General features: G+C 63.9%; 11 protein-coding genes. 2 read left to right on the forward strand and 9 right to left on the reverse strand.

From position 1 onward, the window contains the following. Nucleotides 1-22: 22 nt before the first annotated feature. Nucleotides 23-2,323, forward strand: a complete 2,301-nt coding sequence (locus J4G38_RS07480; RefSeq protein WP_210513792.1) for a DUF5060 domain-containing protein — start codon at nt 23-25, stop codon at nt 2,321-2,323. Between the two features lie 21 nt (nt 2,324-2,344). Here the strand turns inward: J4G38_RS07480 and J4G38_RS07485 are convergent, their stop codons facing one another. The 8 genes from J4G38_RS07485 to J4G38_RS07520 all read right to left on the reverse strand — a co-directional run bounded on the left by J4G38_RS07485 (nt 2,345) and on the right by J4G38_RS07520 (nt 12,810). Further along, complete coding sequence (locus J4G38_RS07485) at nt 2,345-3,391, reverse strand: adenylate/guanylate cyclase domain-containing protein (RefSeq protein ID WP_210513791.1); 1,047 nt, start codon at nt 3,389-3,391, stop codon at nt 2,345-2,347. A 46-nt stretch (nt 3,392-3,437) separates the two neighbouring features. Beyond that, nucleotides 3,438-3,815: a response regulator gene (locus J4G38_RS07490; protein WP_210513790.1), complete on the reverse strand. Its 378-nt coding sequence runs from the start codon at nt 3,813-3,815 to the stop codon at nt 3,438-3,440. Nucleotides 3,816-3,866: 51 nt separating this feature from the next. After that, on the reverse strand, nt 3,867-4,244 hold the full coding sequence (locus J4G38_RS07495) for a sensor histidine kinase (RefSeq protein WP_317198183.1): 378 nt from the start codon (nt 4,242-4,244) through the stop codon (nt 3,867-3,869). Nucleotides 4,245-4,332: 88 nt separating this feature from the next. Further along, nucleotides 4,333-6,303 (reverse strand): tetratricopeptide repeat-containing sensor histidine kinase, encoded by a 1,971-nt coding sequence (locus J4G38_RS28935; RefSeq protein WP_226163244.1) that lies wholly within the window; start codon nt 6,301-6,303, stop codon nt 4,333-4,335. Between the two features lie 40 nt (nt 6,304-6,343). After that, nucleotides 6,344-6,625 (reverse strand): ATP-binding protein, encoded by a 282-nt coding sequence (locus tag J4G38_RS07505; protein WP_210513789.1) that lies wholly within the window; start codon nt 6,623-6,625, stop codon nt 6,344-6,346. Between the two features lie 245 nt (nt 6,626-6,870). Then, nucleotides 6,871-8,265 (reverse strand): sensor histidine kinase, encoded by a 1,395-nt coding sequence (locus tag J4G38_RS07510; RefSeq protein WP_226163246.1) that lies wholly within the window; start codon nt 8,263-8,265, stop codon nt 6,871-6,873. Between the two features lie 142 nt (nt 8,266-8,407). Next, complete coding sequence (locus J4G38_RS07515; protein WP_226163248.1) at nt 8,408-10,567, reverse strand: ATP-binding protein; 2,160 nt, start codon at nt 10,565-10,567, stop codon at nt 8,408-8,410. A gap of 2 nt (nt 10,568-10,569) precedes the next feature. After that, nucleotides 10,570-12,810, reverse strand: coding sequence for an ATP-binding protein (locus tag J4G38_RS07520; RefSeq protein WP_226163249.1), 2,241 nt, complete (start codon nt 12,808-12,810; stop codon nt 10,570-10,572). A gap of 679 nt (nt 12,811-13,489) precedes the next feature. Here J4G38_RS07520 and J4G38_RS07525 point away from each other — a divergent pair. After that, nucleotides 13,490-14,119 carry an HD domain-containing protein gene (locus tag J4G38_RS07525; RefSeq protein WP_210513788.1) on the forward strand — a complete coding sequence of 210 codons (630 nt, stop codon included), beginning with the start codon at nt 13,490-13,492 and terminating at the stop codon, nt 14,117-14,119. Nucleotides 14,120-14,143: 24 nt separating this feature from the next. Here J4G38_RS07525 and moeB read toward each other — a convergent pair whose 3' ends face one another. Next, entirely contained in the window at nt 14,144-15,247 is a 1,104-nt protein-coding gene (gene moeB / locus J4G38_RS07530; protein ID WP_210513787.1) for a molybdopterin-synthase adenylyltransferase MoeB, read from the reverse strand. Nucleotides 15,248-15,310 lie beyond the last annotated feature (63 nt).

Raw genomic sequence — 15,310 nt, forward strand, 5'->3', positions numbered from 1 at the left:
AGCCTTTATCCGAAATTGTAAAATGTTGATTATCAGCGCTGTGCTGCTAGCACTGGGGCCGGGACCGGCTGGGGCCCAGCCGGCCGGGCAGCACATCACAGCGGTGGCGGTGATGACGCCAGACGGCATCGCGCAATACGAGAAATTTGAGGTAGCCCTGGCGCTCGACCGGTCCTTCACCAGCAGCGAACCCGACAACAACCCGTACGAGCCGGACGATGTGTCGGTGGAAGGCCATTTTACCAGCCCCGGCGGGCAGGAACGACCCGTTCGCTACGGCTTTTATTATGCTGATTTCGCCATTGACGACCAATACCTGCAGGCCAACGACGCCCGTTATTGGCGCGCACTGGCCACGCCACAGCCCTGGCGCATCCGTTTCGCGCCCGATGAGCCGGGAACGTGGCGTTACACCCTCACGGTGCGGTACCGGGACGGCACCACCGAAACGCTGCCGGCCCGCACCTTTACGTGCGTGCCCTCCGCTAACCGCGGCTTCCTGAAGGTGGCGCCAAACCGCCGGAACTTCATTTTCGACAACGGCGCACCGTATTTCGCCATCGGCAGCAACGTCGACTACTGGGGTGTCTCCACGATAAAGGCGCCGCCGGGCATTCCACCGCCCGCCCCGGGCTCTCCAAACCTCTCGTACTGCGGCCCGGGCCCGCAAGCCGAAATTCCCTTATTGACTCTGTCCGAATCACAGCCGCTGGGGTTTTCCACTTTTAGCTATGCCGCTTATGACCAAGTATTCCGGGAGCTTCAGGCCAATGGGGGCAATTTTGCCCGGGTCTGGCTACAAAGATTTAACTGGGATATGGAAACCTACGACCCGGCTTCGGGAATGAATACGCTGGGCTACTACACAACTCACCAGAACCGCTTGTACGACTTTGACCGACTGTTAACGTCGGCGCGGCAGCACGGCATCTACCTGCACCTGAGCCTGCTAAACGGATTTTGGCTGTGGAGCGTTGGGGACAAGCCCAATTGGCCGGGATTTCCCTATAAGGTAGGGCTGGGCCTGTCCCAGCCCGTGGAGTTTTTTACGGACCCTCAGGCACGGCATTTTTTCAAAAACCGCATTCGCTACGTCATCGCGCGGTGGGGCTACAGCCCTTCCATCGTTTCTTATGAGCTCATAAACGAAGGTGATTTCACGGACGCTGGCCAAACATTTCTGCAAACGTATGGGCCTTCCGGGCCCGATTTTGAGCCCTTACGCGCCTGGACTATCGAAATGGCCCGGTACCTTAAAACCCTGGACCCACGGCACTTGCAAACCCTGGCGTATGGTCCCGAAAATGCGGAAGAATTTATTAATGGCTACCCCCGGTTGTTCGATTACTCGGTTTCTCATGATTACACCAGCAGCTTTCACGCGCAGGTGCAACGGAGTTTTCGAGCCCAGGTCATGACGCAGCTGCACCACAAGCCCTACCAGCTGCAGGAGTATGACTACACTCCGTACATCAGCGCGCCGTATGAAGTAAAATTCCACGTTACGCCTTGGGCCACTGCCTTCAACGGCTCTTTTGGCATCGCCCTTCAGCTGTCGGCTTTTGCCAACCTGCATCACCCGTGCTGGCCGGCCTACAGCTACTACCAGCCGCTGGCCCGGTTCCTGGCCGCTACGCAGTTCAGCAGTGCGGCCGACAACAAGCCCATTGGCAACGCAGCGGGCACCGCCACGGCACTATACGGCCGGTACCGTGCCGCCCTGGCCGCCGACCCGCTCCTGCTGATGAAGATTCCGGCCACCGCCAACCCCGCCTATTCTTCGGCCTGCGACCGCAGCTGCCCGCCGCCGTATTATGCCAGCGTGGGCCTGGCCACGAACGGGTACAAGGGCAACCAGCGGCAGTATCTGGTGGATGGCATTACCACCAGCGAGGACGGCCTGATTGAAGTATTCGCGCTGAAAAATCCGACCCAGATTACGGGCTGGGTGCACAACAAAACGCACTACTGGTTCAACTTCCCACACGACCACAACGGCTTCTGCGACACTTGCTACGCCAACCCCGGCCTGAAAACCGCGCCCCAAACCATCACGCCGCTGCGGGGCCAGCAGCTCACCATCACCCACCTGAAACGCCGGGGCACCTACACCGTGCAGTGGTTTTATCCCTATCCGGGAACCGATGTGGACGGCAACGGCAACCCGGATGACGGTGGGTTTCTCCCCAATCTGGCCGTGACGCTAACCGCCACACGCGGGCGCCTGACAGTGCCCATCCCGCCCCTGGTGGCGCTGGGCACCGATGGCCCCACCTCGGCTCCCGACTACGGGTTTGTCATTACTGAAAAGCCCAATAAGTAAGCTTTCGCCTGCGCCCCGCCCCTACTCCACTACCTCGTAAATCTTCACGGGCTGGGCCTTGTTCTTCAGCGTGACTTCGCTCACATACTGGCAGCTGAAAGACTCTTTTACTTTCAGGTACACGGCTTCGCTGATGATAATCTGGCCTGCTTTGGCGGCGGATTGCAAACGTTGCGACACGTTCACCACGTCGCCGATAACGGTGTAGTCCAGGCGTTTGAGCGAGGCCGAGCCGATGTTGCCGGATACGACTTCGCCGGTGTTCACGCCGATGCTGACTTCGGGGCGGTACTCGAAGCCGGGGGGCAGCGGGGTCTTGTTCTGCTGCAGGGCCACGCGGGCCGACAGCGCCGCGTCGATGGCCCGGTCAAGGTGGTGCTCGCCGCGGAACACGGCCATCACGGCATCGCCCATAAACTTATCGACGTGCCCGCCCTGCGCGATTACCTCCTTCACTATCAGGTCGAAGTAGGTATTGAGCAGGCTCACGACGTCGGTAGGCGCCAGCTTTTCCGAGAGGGCCGTGAAGCCGCAGATGTCGAGAAAAACGATGGTTGCTTCCACCGTTTCGCTGGCCATGAGCGTGTTTTCGAAGTCGGGCCGGGTCATGAAATTGAGCACGGTTTCGTCGACGTACATCTTCAGGATGTTGTTTTCCTGGATGGCGTGGAGTGTTTCGCGCAGCTGGCGCACCTGGTCGGCGGTTTTTTCGATGGTGACTTCCAGGTCGGCAAAATCCACGGGCTTCACCACAAAGTCGAACGCCCCGCGGTTCATGGCGGTGCGCAGGTTGCCGAGGTCGCCGTAGGCCGACACGATGACCGTTTTCATGGCCGGGTGCTCGGCGTGGGTGCGCGTGAGCAGCGTGAGGCCGTCCATCACGGGCATGTTGATGTCGCTCAGAATCACGGCCGTATCCGGGTGTTCCAGGATGCGGGCCAGGGCTTCTTCGCCGTTGGTGGCGAAGACAAACTCGTAGGTGCTTTCACGGATTTTGCGCCGAAACTTCTGCTTGATGAGCAATTCGAGGTCGGTTTCGTCGTCGACCACCAAGATTTTCGTTTTCATAAAATGGCGAAGTAGAGAATTGGTCTGCGGCTCTGAGGAATGGCTGTTACGGCCGCAAATGCAGCAATTTATTCTTGAGGACGGCGAAATCCAGGGGCTTGGTCAAAAAGTCGTTGGCGCCCAGGGTCAGGGCCCGGCGGTGGCTTTCCTCGTCGCCGTAGGCCGTAATCATCATCATGGTGGTGGGCGGCATGTCGAACTCTTCCTTCACGTGGCCGAGCAGGTCCAGCCCGCTCATGCCCGGCATGTTGATGTCGGAGAGAATAATCAGCACTTCGGAGTGGTGCGCCCGCAGGAACGTCATGGCCTCCTCACCCGAAAAGGCAAAGCTGAAGCTCATCTCGCCGTTGCGGATTTCGCGCCGAAACCGCTGCTGAAACAAGTCGCGCACATCGGTTTCGTCGTCAACAACCAGAATTTGCATGGATAGATTTTTCAGGAATTGGGCTGCACCAAAGTTAGGGCGCGGCACGGGTTAGACCGGCAGGGCCACCACAAATTCGGTGCCCTGGCCTTCGGTGCTGCGCACGGCCAGCGTGCCGCCGCGGCCTTTGGCGATGATGCCGTAGCTGAGCGACAGGCCCAGGCCCGTGCCTTCGTCGGTGGGCTTGGTGGTGAAGAAGGGCTGGAAGATTTTCGCCTTGACGCTCTCGGGGATGCCCGTGCCGTTGTCCGTGACCCGGATTTCGACCGTGTTCGCGGTGCGCCGGGTGCTCACGTTGACTGTGGGCACGTACCCCGCCGCGCCCGCTTGCTGGCGCTTTTGCACGGCGCAGAAGGCATTGCTGAACAGGTTGAGCAGCATTCGGCCGAGGGCCCCCGGCGGGGCCGGCCAGCAGCCGTACGGCTGCAAGCAGTAGAAGGTAGCGCATCGGCAACAGCAGGCCCCGCACAACAACCTACCGCCAGTGATTATAATTAATACTCGGAAGAATGGTGTTCTAGACCGGTAAGCTAATGATAAACTCGGTGCCCTGGCCTTCCTCGCTTTCCACGGTGAGGGTGCCGCCGTGGCCGGTGGTCACGATGTCATGGCTCAGCGACAGGCCCAGGCCGGTGCCCTCGCCCACGGGCTTGGTGGTGTAAAAGGGCTGGAAGATTTTGGCCTTCACCTTGTCGCTCATGCCCGTGCCGTTGTCCCGGATGCGGATTTCGACCCGGCCCGGCCCAGAGTGGGTGCTCACGGTCACCTCGGGCACGTAGGCGGGGTCGGTGCCCTGCCGCTGGCGCTGCTGCACGGCATGAAACGCGTTGGTGAGCAGGTTTATCAGCACCCGGCCCATATCCAGCGGCACCACCGATACGTGCGGCAGGCCCGGCGCGTACGACGTGGTGAGCTGGGCCGTGAAGCCTTTTTCTTTGGCCTGTAGGCCCTGGTAGGCCAAGCGCAGGCTGTCCTCCACCAGCGTATTGACGTTGGTGAGCACGCGGTGGCCGGTACCGGTGCGCGAGTGCTCCAGCATGCCCTTGATGATGGAGGTGGCCCGCTGCCCGTGCTGGCTGATTTTCTGGAGGTTCTGCTTCAGCCCGGCCAGGATTTCGGCTTCCAGGCCGGTGCTGCGGCTGGGGTCGCGGGGGTCTCCGGTAATCTCGTCCACGAGGTCGGTGCTGACTTCGGCGAAGTTTTTCACGAAATTGAGCGGGTTTTGCAGCTCGTGGGCAATGCCGGCCGTGAGCTCGCCCAGAAACGCCATTTTCTCACGCTGCACCAGCTGCTCCTGCGCCGTTTTCAGTTCAGATAAGGATTGTTCCAGCGCTTCCCTGGCGCGCTCTTGCTGGCGGGCGTGACGGCCCAGCAGCAGCGCCAGGGCCAGCAGCCCCACCACGCCCGCCAGCAGGGCGTAGGTGCGGTAGCGCGAGCGCAGAGCCGCCTGGCTGGCGGCGGCGGCCTGCGCCCGCTGCTGCTCGCGGTAGTTCAGGCTTTGCAGGCGCATCACCTTTTCCTGCCCAAACAGCGTGTCCTTCATCACCAGCATCAGGCTCTGGTATTTCAGGGCGCTGTCGGGGAAATCGCGGCGCTTGAAATCCTGGGTGAGCAGGGTGCTGGCGTTGAGCACGCCCCGCAGGAACCCGTTTTTCTGGGCGGCCTCGCAGCCCAGGCGGGCGTAGTAAATGCTGGAATCGGTGCGCCCGATGGTTTGGTAGAGCGTAGCCAGGCCCACGTAGGCGAAGTTGAGGCTGCGCAAGTGGTGGACTTTCTTCGACTCAACGATGCTTTCGCGGTAAAAAATGCGCGCCTGGGCAATGTGGCCCTGCTTGCGGGCCACATTGCCCAAGCCGTACAGAATGTAGTTGGTGGGCGTGTGCAGGCGGTGCGCCAGCGCATAGGCCCGCTCCTGAAAAATGCGCGACGAATCGAGCTGACCAAACAGGTCGTAGGCCAGCCCAATATTGCTCAATTCAATCACCTCGCGGTGCTCATCGTGCAGCTGCTGGCCAATTTCTAAGGCCCGGAAATAGTAGGCCAGGCCCTGGCGCTGGTCGCGCAGGTACACGTAAATAATACCGATACTGCGCAGGTTCTGGGCCATCAGGGCCCGGTCGTGGATGGTTTCGGCAATGCGCAGCGACTGCTGAAACACCTCCAGCGCGCGGGCCAGGTTGCTTTCGCGCAGGGCCGCGCCCAGTCGGTTCAGGGCCTCGCCCTCGCCGCTGCGGAAGTGAATGCGCTGGGCCAGCGCCAGGGCCCGGCGGGCGTACACGGCCGCCGAATCGGTGTTCTGGGTCCAGAGCTGGTCGCTGACCTGGCACAGCAGCAGCACCCGGTCATAATCGGTTTGGGGCAAGGTAAGCAGCCGGCGCAGGCTATCCACGGCAATGCTGGGGGCTGGTTTTGGCCCTGCGCCGGCAGCGGCCACCGCCGGGCCGGCCAGGAGCAGTAACGCCAGCAACCAGCCAACCTGGCCAAGCACACGGAAAACAGAATAGCGGGTATGGAATATCAGCAATGCACTAGGCCTGAGGCAGGCGAATATATAGAATCCGTTCCAGTCCCCTGGCATGGCTCGCGGCCAGCGTGCCGCTATGGCCTTTATCGACGATATGAAAACGCAACGATAGACCCAAACCTGTACTATCCCCGGTTGGTTTGGTGGTGAAGTAAGATTGGAGAATTTTTTGTTGCTCCCGGCCAATGCCGGCGCCTGCAAAATTCCTGGCGCCATCGAACAGTTTCTGCGGCTCGCAGGCAATGTCGGCAGGCAATTGGGGCAGCCGCGTTTGGGTTTCCGCCACGGCAATGCACTCAGGGGTGGCTGGGGGCAGTGAGCAAATTGGGCGATGGGCGCATGCGGAAAACCAGGAAGCAGGAAATGGCGGCATTGCCACAGCTGCCAAGGCCGCCGGTCGGCCCGCCGAAAATGCCCCCGGCACCTCGCCCCCGGCCAATACCCCCGCCCTAGCCCTCTGGCCAGGAAGGCGTTGGGTTACGAACTGGCCCAGGGCGCGCAGAGGAAGCGAACCGGCACGCGGACCAGCAACTAGCCAGCTTGATTAAGTGGCAAGCTAATCAGAAACTCAGTGTAATTACCTTCCTCAGAGGCCACCGCGAGCGTGCCGCTGTGGCCCTGGGTAATAATGTCGTAGCTCAGCGACAGGCCCAGGCCGGTGCCTTCGCCGGTGGGCTTGGTGGTGAAAAACGGCTGGAATATCTTGGCCCGCACCGCTTCGGGAATGCCCAGCCCATTGTCCCGCACCCGAATTTCTACTTTCTCGCCCGTCTGCCGGGTGCTGATGCTCACGGTGGGCGCGTAGCCGGCCTCGCCGCGCAGCTGGCGCTGGCGCACCGCGTAAAAGGCGTTGCTGAGCAGGTTGAGCAGCACCCGACCCAGGTCTTGGGCAATGACCTCGACGGGTGGCAGGGCGGGGTCAAAATCGGGCTTCAGGGTGGCGTTGAAGGACTTGTCTTTGGCGCGCAGGCCGTGGTAGGCCAGGCGCAGGTACTCGTCGGCCAGCTGGTTGATATCGGTGGGGGTGCGCTCGCCGGTGCTGGTGCGCGAGTGCTCCAGCATGCCGCGCACGATGCTGGCCGCCCGCCCGCCGTGCTGGCTGATTTTCACCAGGTTCTGCTTGAGGTCGGCCAGCAGGTCGGCTTCCAGCTCGGGGTCACGGGTGGGCTTGTCCTGCTCCTCTTCCAGCTCGGCCACCAGCTCAGCGCTCACCTCGGCGAAGTTGTTGACGAAGTTGAGCGGGTTCTGGATTTCGTGGGCAATGCCGGCCGTGAGCTCGCCCAGGCTGGCCATTTTCTCGGACTGCACCAGCTGGGCCTGCGTCTGGCGCAGCTCGGTGAGGGCCCCGCGCAGCTCCTCGGCCTGGGTGGTGAGGGCCACGGTGCGCTCGGCCACCAGCCGCTCCAGCTCCACGTTCTGGGCCGCGATGAGGCGCTTGGCTTTTTCTTCTTCCTCGCGCAGCACCCGCTCTTTTTCCAGGTTTTTTTTCTGGCTGCGGGCGATAAAAATGAACGTAAACAACCAGATAAGTGCGAATCCCTGCGTGGCATCCATGAAGGAGTCGTAGCTCTTCGGCATTTTCCCGGTGGGGTCTTCGAGCACCAGCTCAATCACTTTGTAGAGCACGAAAGGGAGCGCCGCAAAAAGCAGGGTGCGCGACGGCCGGTACCCGCGCACGGCAAACAGCACCGCCAACATGACCAGCAGCACCAGCAGGAAGTAATAGTCGGTGAGCAGCGGGACTCTTATGTGAAGCAAGGCGGTGAACCCAAAAAGCATCGCCGCCGGCACCCAGATGTAGCGCAATGCCCATTGCCAGCGGGGCAGGCGCTGCGGCAAGTCCAGAAACTTGCTCATTGACCGCACTAGGAGCGTGGCCGCCGGGGCCAGAACGAAAAGCAGGCCAGAATCAGCCGAATGAGCCATAGCAAAAGTGTAGCAGGACGGGATAGTTTAGGGGAAGCAAAAGCCGGATGGCCCGCAAAGTCGCTCATTTTGGCCAAAGCCCTGCCTGGGTTCCGCCAAACGCCGGAAATGTACTACTGGCGCGGCTATCTGGCCCCGGCGGCTAGGCCGGCAGCGTCACCACGAACTCGGTGCCCTCGCCCTCGCGGGTTTCCACGGTCAGGCTGCCCCCGTGGCCCTTGGTCACGATGTCGCGGCTCAGCGAGAGGCCCAGGCCCGTGCCTTCGCCGGCGGGCTTGGTGGTGAAGAAGGGGCGGAATATCTGGTCGCGCACCGCCGGGCTCATGCCCGTGCCGTTGTCCCGCACCCGGATTTCCACGGTATCGGGGGTGGGCTGTCGGGTGCTCACCACAATGGTGGGCTGGTACGGGGCCGGGCCGGCCGGCCGCTGGCGCACGGCATACAAGGCATTGGTGCACAGGTTCACCAGCACCCTGGTCAGGTCCGAGGGCGCGACGGCTACGGCCGGCAGCTGCGGGTCCAGCTCCTGCACCAGGGCGGGGGCGGAACCGGCCTCCCGGGCGCCGGCCCCCTGATAGGCCAGCGCCACGGCTTCCGCAACCAGGGCATTGAGGTTGGTGGGCACGCGCGGGCCGGTGCCGGTGCGGGCATGGGCCAGCATGTCGCTGATAATAGACGAAGCCCGCTGCCCCTGCTGGCTGATTTTCTGCAGGTTCTGGCGCAGGCCGGCCATGATTTCCTGCTCCAGACTGGCGGGGCCGGCGGGCGCGGCCGGGTCGGCATCGAGCAGGGCCACGCTCACTTCGGCAAAGTTTTGCATGAAGGCGAGCGGGTTTTGCAGCTCGTGGGCAATGCCGGCCGACAGCTCGCCCACCAAGGCCCACTTTTCGGCCTGCACCAGCTGGCTTTGGGCGGCGCGCAGCTCGTCCTGCTGCTGCTTCAGCAAGGCGTAGGCGCGCTGCTTTTCGTGGCTGTTGCGCCACAGCACCGCGCTCAGGCCGGCCACGGCGGCCAGCGCCAGCAGGGCTCCCAGCAGCACCCAGCGCTGCTGGCGGTTCCGGGCCTGGCTCAGCTCACTGTTTCTGGTGAGCAGGGCAATCTGCACCTGCTTTTTGGCCAGTTCGGCGCGGTACTCCAGCACGGCGGCCTGGCGCTTCAAATCGCTGCTGTTGAGGCTGTCGCGGTACGCTCCAAACAGCTGCTCGTAGCGGTAGGCGTCGGCAAAGCGGCCGAGCCGGGCGGCGGCCTGGGCCAGTACCTGGCTGGCGTCGCGGCTGTATTCCTTGGCGCCGCTGCGCTGGGTGGCGCGCAGGCTCCGCTGCGCATACACGAGGGCGCTGTCGGGGTGGCCAGTGTGCAGGAACGTCCGGGCCAGCACCAGCTGCGCCCGCGGCGCTTCGCCCACGGCCTGCAGGCGCCGGGCCCGCCGAAGGCCGCTGCGGGCGCTGGCAAACGCCTGCGCGTACTGGCCCTGCCGCTCCTCCATGTCCCCGATGTTAATTTCCTCAAACAGCAGGCCCGCTTCGTATTTTAGCTGCCGGAAAATGGTGGCGTCCTGCTCGTAGTTGCGCTGGGCTACGGCCCACTGGCCCCGCATCCGGGCCAGGTCGCCGAGGCCGGCGTAGGCGTGGCCAATGCCGGTTTGGTCGCCCGACAGCTTCGCCCAGCGCAGGCCCTGGTCGAGGTATTGGCGGGCGTTGGCATACTCGCCCAGGTAGGTGCTCGTGATGCCCAGCTGGGTGTTGAGAAATGCCAGCCACTTTTCGCTGTGCTGCGCTTCGGCCAGGGCCAAGCCCCGCAGGTTGGCGCGCAAGGACTTGGCGTAGAGCCCCTGTTCCGAATACACGCACGACAAGTTGTAGAGGCTGCGGGTCTGGCCCAGGCGGTTGCCCACCTGCTCGAAACCGCGCCGGGCCTGCTCCGAGTACCTTTCGGCCGGGCCGTACTCGCTGCGGTGCCGGAAATAGAACGCCAGCCCCAGCTGCGCCTCGGCCGCGCCGGCCGTATGGCCCAGCTGCTGCGCCAGCTGCCGCGCCGCCTGAAACAGCCCGGCCGACTCGTCGGGGGCGTTGGTGCGCAGCTCCAGGGCCAGGGCGTTGAGGCGGTTGACGCGGGCCGTATCGGGCCGGGGGTGGGCGCGCACTTCGGCGCGCAGGCTGTCGGCCGCGCGGGTCTGGGCCCGTGCCGGCGTGGAGCAACCCAGCACCAGCAGGCAGCCGGCCACGCCCAGGCACCGGCCCAGCCGCTGCAAGCCACCGGCCCAGCCGCTGGCAGCTGCTTTTGGTTTCCTCGGCTTCTCCACGGCTAGGCTGGCAGAACAATGATGAATTCAGTGCCCACGCCCTCTTCGCTTTCTACCGTGAGGGTGCCGCCGTGGCCTTTGGTCACAATGTCGTAGCTCAGCGACAAGCCCAGGCCTGTGCCCTCGCCCACGGGCTTGGTGGTGAAGAAGGGCTGAAACACCTTTTCCCGCACGGCCTCGGACATGCCGGTGCCGTTGTCGCGCACCCGGATTTCCACCACCTTGCCGGTGGGGCGGCAGGTGCTCACCGTCACGGTGGGCTCGTACTCGGCTTCGGAATCTTCCGCGTCCGTGTTGGCGGCGGCCAGCAGCTGGCGCTGGCGCACCGCATACAAGGCATTGGTACACAGGTTGAGGAGCACGCGGCCCATGTCCTGCGTCACCACGGCCACGGTGCCCAGCTTGGGGTCAAATTCCCGGCCGAGCGTGGCGCGGAACGATTTGTCGCTGGTACACACGCCCTCATAGGCCAGCGTCAGCGACTCCTCCGCAACGGCGTTGAGGTCGCAGGGCACGCGCTGGCCGGTGCCGCTGCGCGAGTGCTCCAGCATGTCTTTGATGATGGACGAGGCCCGCTGCCCGTGCTGGCTGATTTGCTGCAAATTCTGCTTCAATCCAATCAGAATCTCGCCCTCCAGCCCGCCGTCGCGGCGCACGCCCTCGCCGTGAATATCGTCCACCAAGTCGGTGCTGACTTCGGCGAAGTTTTTCATGAAGTTGAGCGGGTTTTGCAGCTCGTGGGCGATACCGGCTGTGAGCTCGCCCAGAAACGCCATTTTCTCGGCCTGCACCAGCTGCGACTGCGTTTGCCGCAGCTGGGCCAGCGTGCGCTGGTTCACCTGCAGCTGCCGGTAGATGAACACCACCAGCGCCAGCACCAGCAGCACGGCCAGCACGGCCCCGCCCAGCAGCCAGTTGCCCAGGCGGAGGCGCTCGGCCTGCACGGCCTGCGCCTGCCGCAGGTCGCTAATCTGGTTGTTCTGGGCCTGCTCCACCCGTTCGCTTTCATACTGCGCCACGTGGAAGTTAGCCTGCGCGGTGTTGAAGGTATCGGCCAGGGCAATGTAGGCGCGGGAATAGCGCTGGGCCTCGGCGGGCTGGCCATGGGCGTCGTAAAAAGTGGCCAACTGCTGCAAATATTGGGGCCGCAGGCGGTCGAGGCGGGCAGCAGTGGCTTTTTTGTACGCCAGCAGCCAGTGGGTTTCGGCGAGGGCATCGTCGTGGCGGGCCTCGTAGTACCGGGCCCAGGCGGCGTCAATCTCAAATTCGCCGGGCTTGCCCGACATGGGCAGGCCGAGCGAATCGTCCATCTGCTGGGCCCGCTTCAGCAGCGGGCCCACGGGGGCTACCTGCCGCATGCGCAGCAGCACCGCACTCTTTTGCACCAGCCCGTAGGCACGGCCCACCTGCTGCTCGTAGGGGTCGGCCACGCGGGCCACCAGCGCAGAATCGGCCTGCCGCAGGGCCGCCGGGTAGTTGCCTCCTTCGGTGTAGAGCCGCGACAGGGCCAGGAAGGTAAACACGCGCTCCAGGCCCTGCAAGCGCCGGAATTCGGGCAAGCCCTGGGCCAGGCGCAGGTAGTGCACGGCCTTGGCGCGGTTGCCCCAGTCGGCGTATACGTCGCCGGCCACCAGCAGCTCGCGCACATACAGCCGGTGGTCGAAGCCCTGCACCAGGTCGGCGGCGCGCAGCAGCGCGTTCAGGGTGCGGTTGTAGTCGCCCGTGCGCCGGTAGTAGCCGCCCTGCGACACGTAGCAGGCGGCCACGTTTTCGGCGGGACCGTGAAACTTGTAGTAGGCCAATTTTTCTTCGTAGTACTGCTTGCGGGCCGCCATGCGGTTCAGCCGGTTGTAGAGGGTTACCAGGTCAATCAGCAGCCAGGGAATGGGCCGGCCCATGCGGTCGAAAGCCGCCACCGCGGTTTTCATCGAGTCGAGGGCCTCGGCATCGGCCGTGCCGCGCCGCCAGAGGGTCAGGCCCGCGCGCAGGCGGCGGTAGGGCTCATCGTTCAGCACTTGCAGGCGCTGGTTCAGGGCCAGCAGCTGGTCGAGTAACGGCAGGGCTTGCGGGTTGGTCGGGTGCAGGTCGAGCAGGTGCACCACCATGCGCAGCCGGGCCGTGTCGGTGCGTTGCCGGGGCAGGGCACGGGCCAGCGAATCGTAGTCCGCGTCCCAGTAGCCTTGCCGGGCCAGCAGCGGCCCGCTCAGCAGCCAAACAGCCAACACCGTAAAAATCCATTTCATGGGCAGAACCAGAGCTTAAAGTAGAAATCTACGCCGACCAACCGAAACTTTACTCCCCGTACGGAGGAGCTTAGTTACTGAAAATCATGGCAGGTAGAACATGGAAAGAATCCTGTGCGCTCAAGGTTGCCCTAACAGCTCGCCTCAGGCACCGGTTCAATGAGTTGAGAACCGCAGGTTTTCAGCCCGTAAAGATGAATTAATTCCGGGGCATCTGGCTGTATTAGCGGATATACTTGCCATAATGGCCCGCCCGCGCCGGCAAGTTACTTCGGCTGGTGCGGCTGCCTGGTTCAGGAGGCCAGGTACCAGCTGCCGTCGGAGTACTGCAACGCCGGGCCGCCGCACATATTGCGTGGTAAAAGACAAGCAGATTCGCCTGCCGTTGCCCCACCCAACACGCACAAATTCAGCCGCTGCCGCCACGCGTCAGCTTGCAACAACCGTGTTATAATGCGGCCCGCAATGGCTCGCCCACGGCCGCAAAACCACCGCCCGGCCGGCCCGCTTCAGCAGCAAAACCGGGGCCTGGGGCGGGAGCTCCGGGCCCCGGCAGAACAAGCGGGCTCCTTGGGCCCGCGCCGGCACCAGCGGCGCCCCCACTTACGTTATGATTTGATTTTTACTTGCTTGCTTTGCGTTTGAGCGGGGCCACCTGCCGCTGCCCGCGCCCGTTCCCATGCACGCCCAAGCCGCCGAAGATTTTATTGTTGCGGAGCTGCAGCGCGGCCTCTCGCCCACGCTCTACTACCACGGCTTCCTCCACACCCTCGACGTGGTGCAGGCCGCCCAGGAGCTGGCCGCCGCCGAGGGCGTAACCGACGCCGATGCCCTCGCCCTGCTGCGCACGGCCGCTTTCTACCACGATGCCGGCTTCCTGCACACCTATCAGGGCCACGAGGCGCGGGGCTGCGAGCTGGCCCGCGCCACCCTGCCGGAGTTCGGGTATACGCCCCCCCAAATCGAGCAAATCTGTGCGCTGATAATGGCCACCAAATACCCGCAGGACCCGCAAAGCCACCTGGCCCAAATCCTGTGCGATGCCGACCTGGACTACCTCGGCCGAACCGATTTTGTGCCCATTTCCACCAGCCTGTTCCATGAGCTGACGGCCCACGAGCTCATCGCCAACGAACGGGCCTGGTTTGAGCTGCAAGCCGGTTTCCTGGCCCACCACCACTACTGGACGGCCACCGCCCTGGCGCGGCGCGCAGCCCCCAAACAGGCGCGGCTCGACCATATCCGGACGCTCCTGGCCACCTGGCCGCCCGACGCAGATTCGGCGGCTACCGGCATGCTCCTGCGCTGAGCGCGGGCGCGGCCGCGCCCGCCGCTAGTAGTCCGCCAGGCCGTTGCGGAGCGAATACACTTCGGCAAAATCATTGGCCAGCAGCAGCAGGGCGGCTTTCTGGCTGCGCACCCCGCTGGCGCAATGCACCACCACGGGCACGTCGGGCCGCAGGCGGGCCAGGCTTGCGGGCAGCTGCCCAAGCGGCAGCAACAGCCCGCCAATGCTGCGCCGGGCGTGCTCGTGCGGCTCGCGCACATCCAGCAATTGCAGCGGCCGGCCGCTCTGCTGCCAGGCTTTCAATTCATCAGCAGTGATTTCGGGGGCCCGGGCCGGTGCGGCGTGCAGTGGGGCTTCCCCGCAGAAGGCGGCGTAGTCCGGGGCCAGGGCCGTGAGCTGCTGGTTGGCGGCCACGGCCCGGAAGCGAATGGTCTGGAAGCGCATGCTGAGGGCATCGACCAATAGCAGGCATCCGCTCAGCACCTCCCCCAGCGCCAGAATAATTTTCAGGGCTTCGTTGGCCTGCATGGTGCCGATGAGGCCAGGCAACACGCCCAGTACGCCGGTTTCGGCGCAGTTCGGGGCATCGCCGGGGGCCGGGGGCTCGGGGTAGAGGCAGCGGTAGGTGGGGCCGTTTTGGTAATTGAACACCGAAACCTGACCTTCAAACTTGAAGATGGCCCCGAACACCAGCGGCTTGCCCAGCACCACGCAAGCGTCGTTGACGAGATAGCGGGTGGCAAAATTATCAGAGCAGTCCACCACCAGGTCGTAGCCGGCAAACAGGCTCAGCGCGTTATCGGCCGACAACACGACCTGGTGCGGGCGCAGCGCGATGAACGGGTTCTGGGCGCGCAGCTTTTCGGCGGCCACCACGGCTTTGGGTCGGCCCACGTCGGCGGTGGCGTAGAGCACCTGGCGCTGCAGGTTGCTGTCGTCCACGGCATCAAAATCGAGCAGGCCCAGCGTGCCCACGCCGGCGGCGGCCAGGTATTGCAGCACGGGGCAGCCCAGGCCGCCGCAGCCCACCACCAGCACGCGGGCAGCTTTCAGCTTCTGCTGGCCCGCCACGCCGATTTCGGGGAGCAGCAGGTGGCGGCTGTAGCGGTTGGTTTCGGCAGCGGAGAGGGTCGGTTCGGTCGGGTTCATTGGGCGGGGCACTGGGAAAATGCCGTTGTGGCTAAACAGGTTTGCGGCCCCGTTGGCATGATT

Source organism: Hymenobacter terricola, from assembly GCF_017921975.2.
Taxonomy (GTDB): domain Bacteria; phylum Bacteroidota; class Bacteroidia; order Cytophagales; family Hymenobacteraceae; genus Hymenobacter; species Hymenobacter terricola.

Excerpts from the sequence above, each read along its gene's own strand:
- J4G38_RS07480 (WP_210513792.1), top strand. The coding sequence starts at position 23 with ATGTTGATTATCAGCGCTGTGCTGCTAGCACTGGGGCCGGGACCGGCT.
- J4G38_RS07485 (WP_210513791.1), bottom strand. The coding sequence starts at position 3,391 with ATGAAAACGAAAATCTTGGTGGTCGACGACGAAACCGACCTCGAATTG.
- J4G38_RS07490 (WP_210513790.1), bottom strand. The coding sequence starts at position 3,815 with ATGCAAATTCTGGTTGTTGACGACGAAACCGATGTGCGCGACTTGTTT.
- J4G38_RS07510 (WP_226163246.1), bottom strand. The coding sequence starts at position 8,265 with ATGGCTCATTCGGCTGATTCTGGCCTGCTTTTCGTTCTGGCCCCGGCG.
- J4G38_RS07520 (WP_226163249.1), bottom strand. The coding sequence starts at position 12,810 with ATGAAATGGATTTTTACGGTGTTGGCTGTTTGGCTGCTGAGCGGGCCG.
- J4G38_RS07525 (WP_210513788.1), top strand. The coding sequence starts at position 13,490 with ATGCACGCCCAAGCCGCCGAAGATTTTATTGTTGCGGAGCTGCAGCGC.
- moeB (WP_210513787.1), bottom strand. The coding sequence starts at position 15,247 with ATGAACCCGACCGAACCGACCCTCTCCGCTGCCGAAACCAACCGCTAC.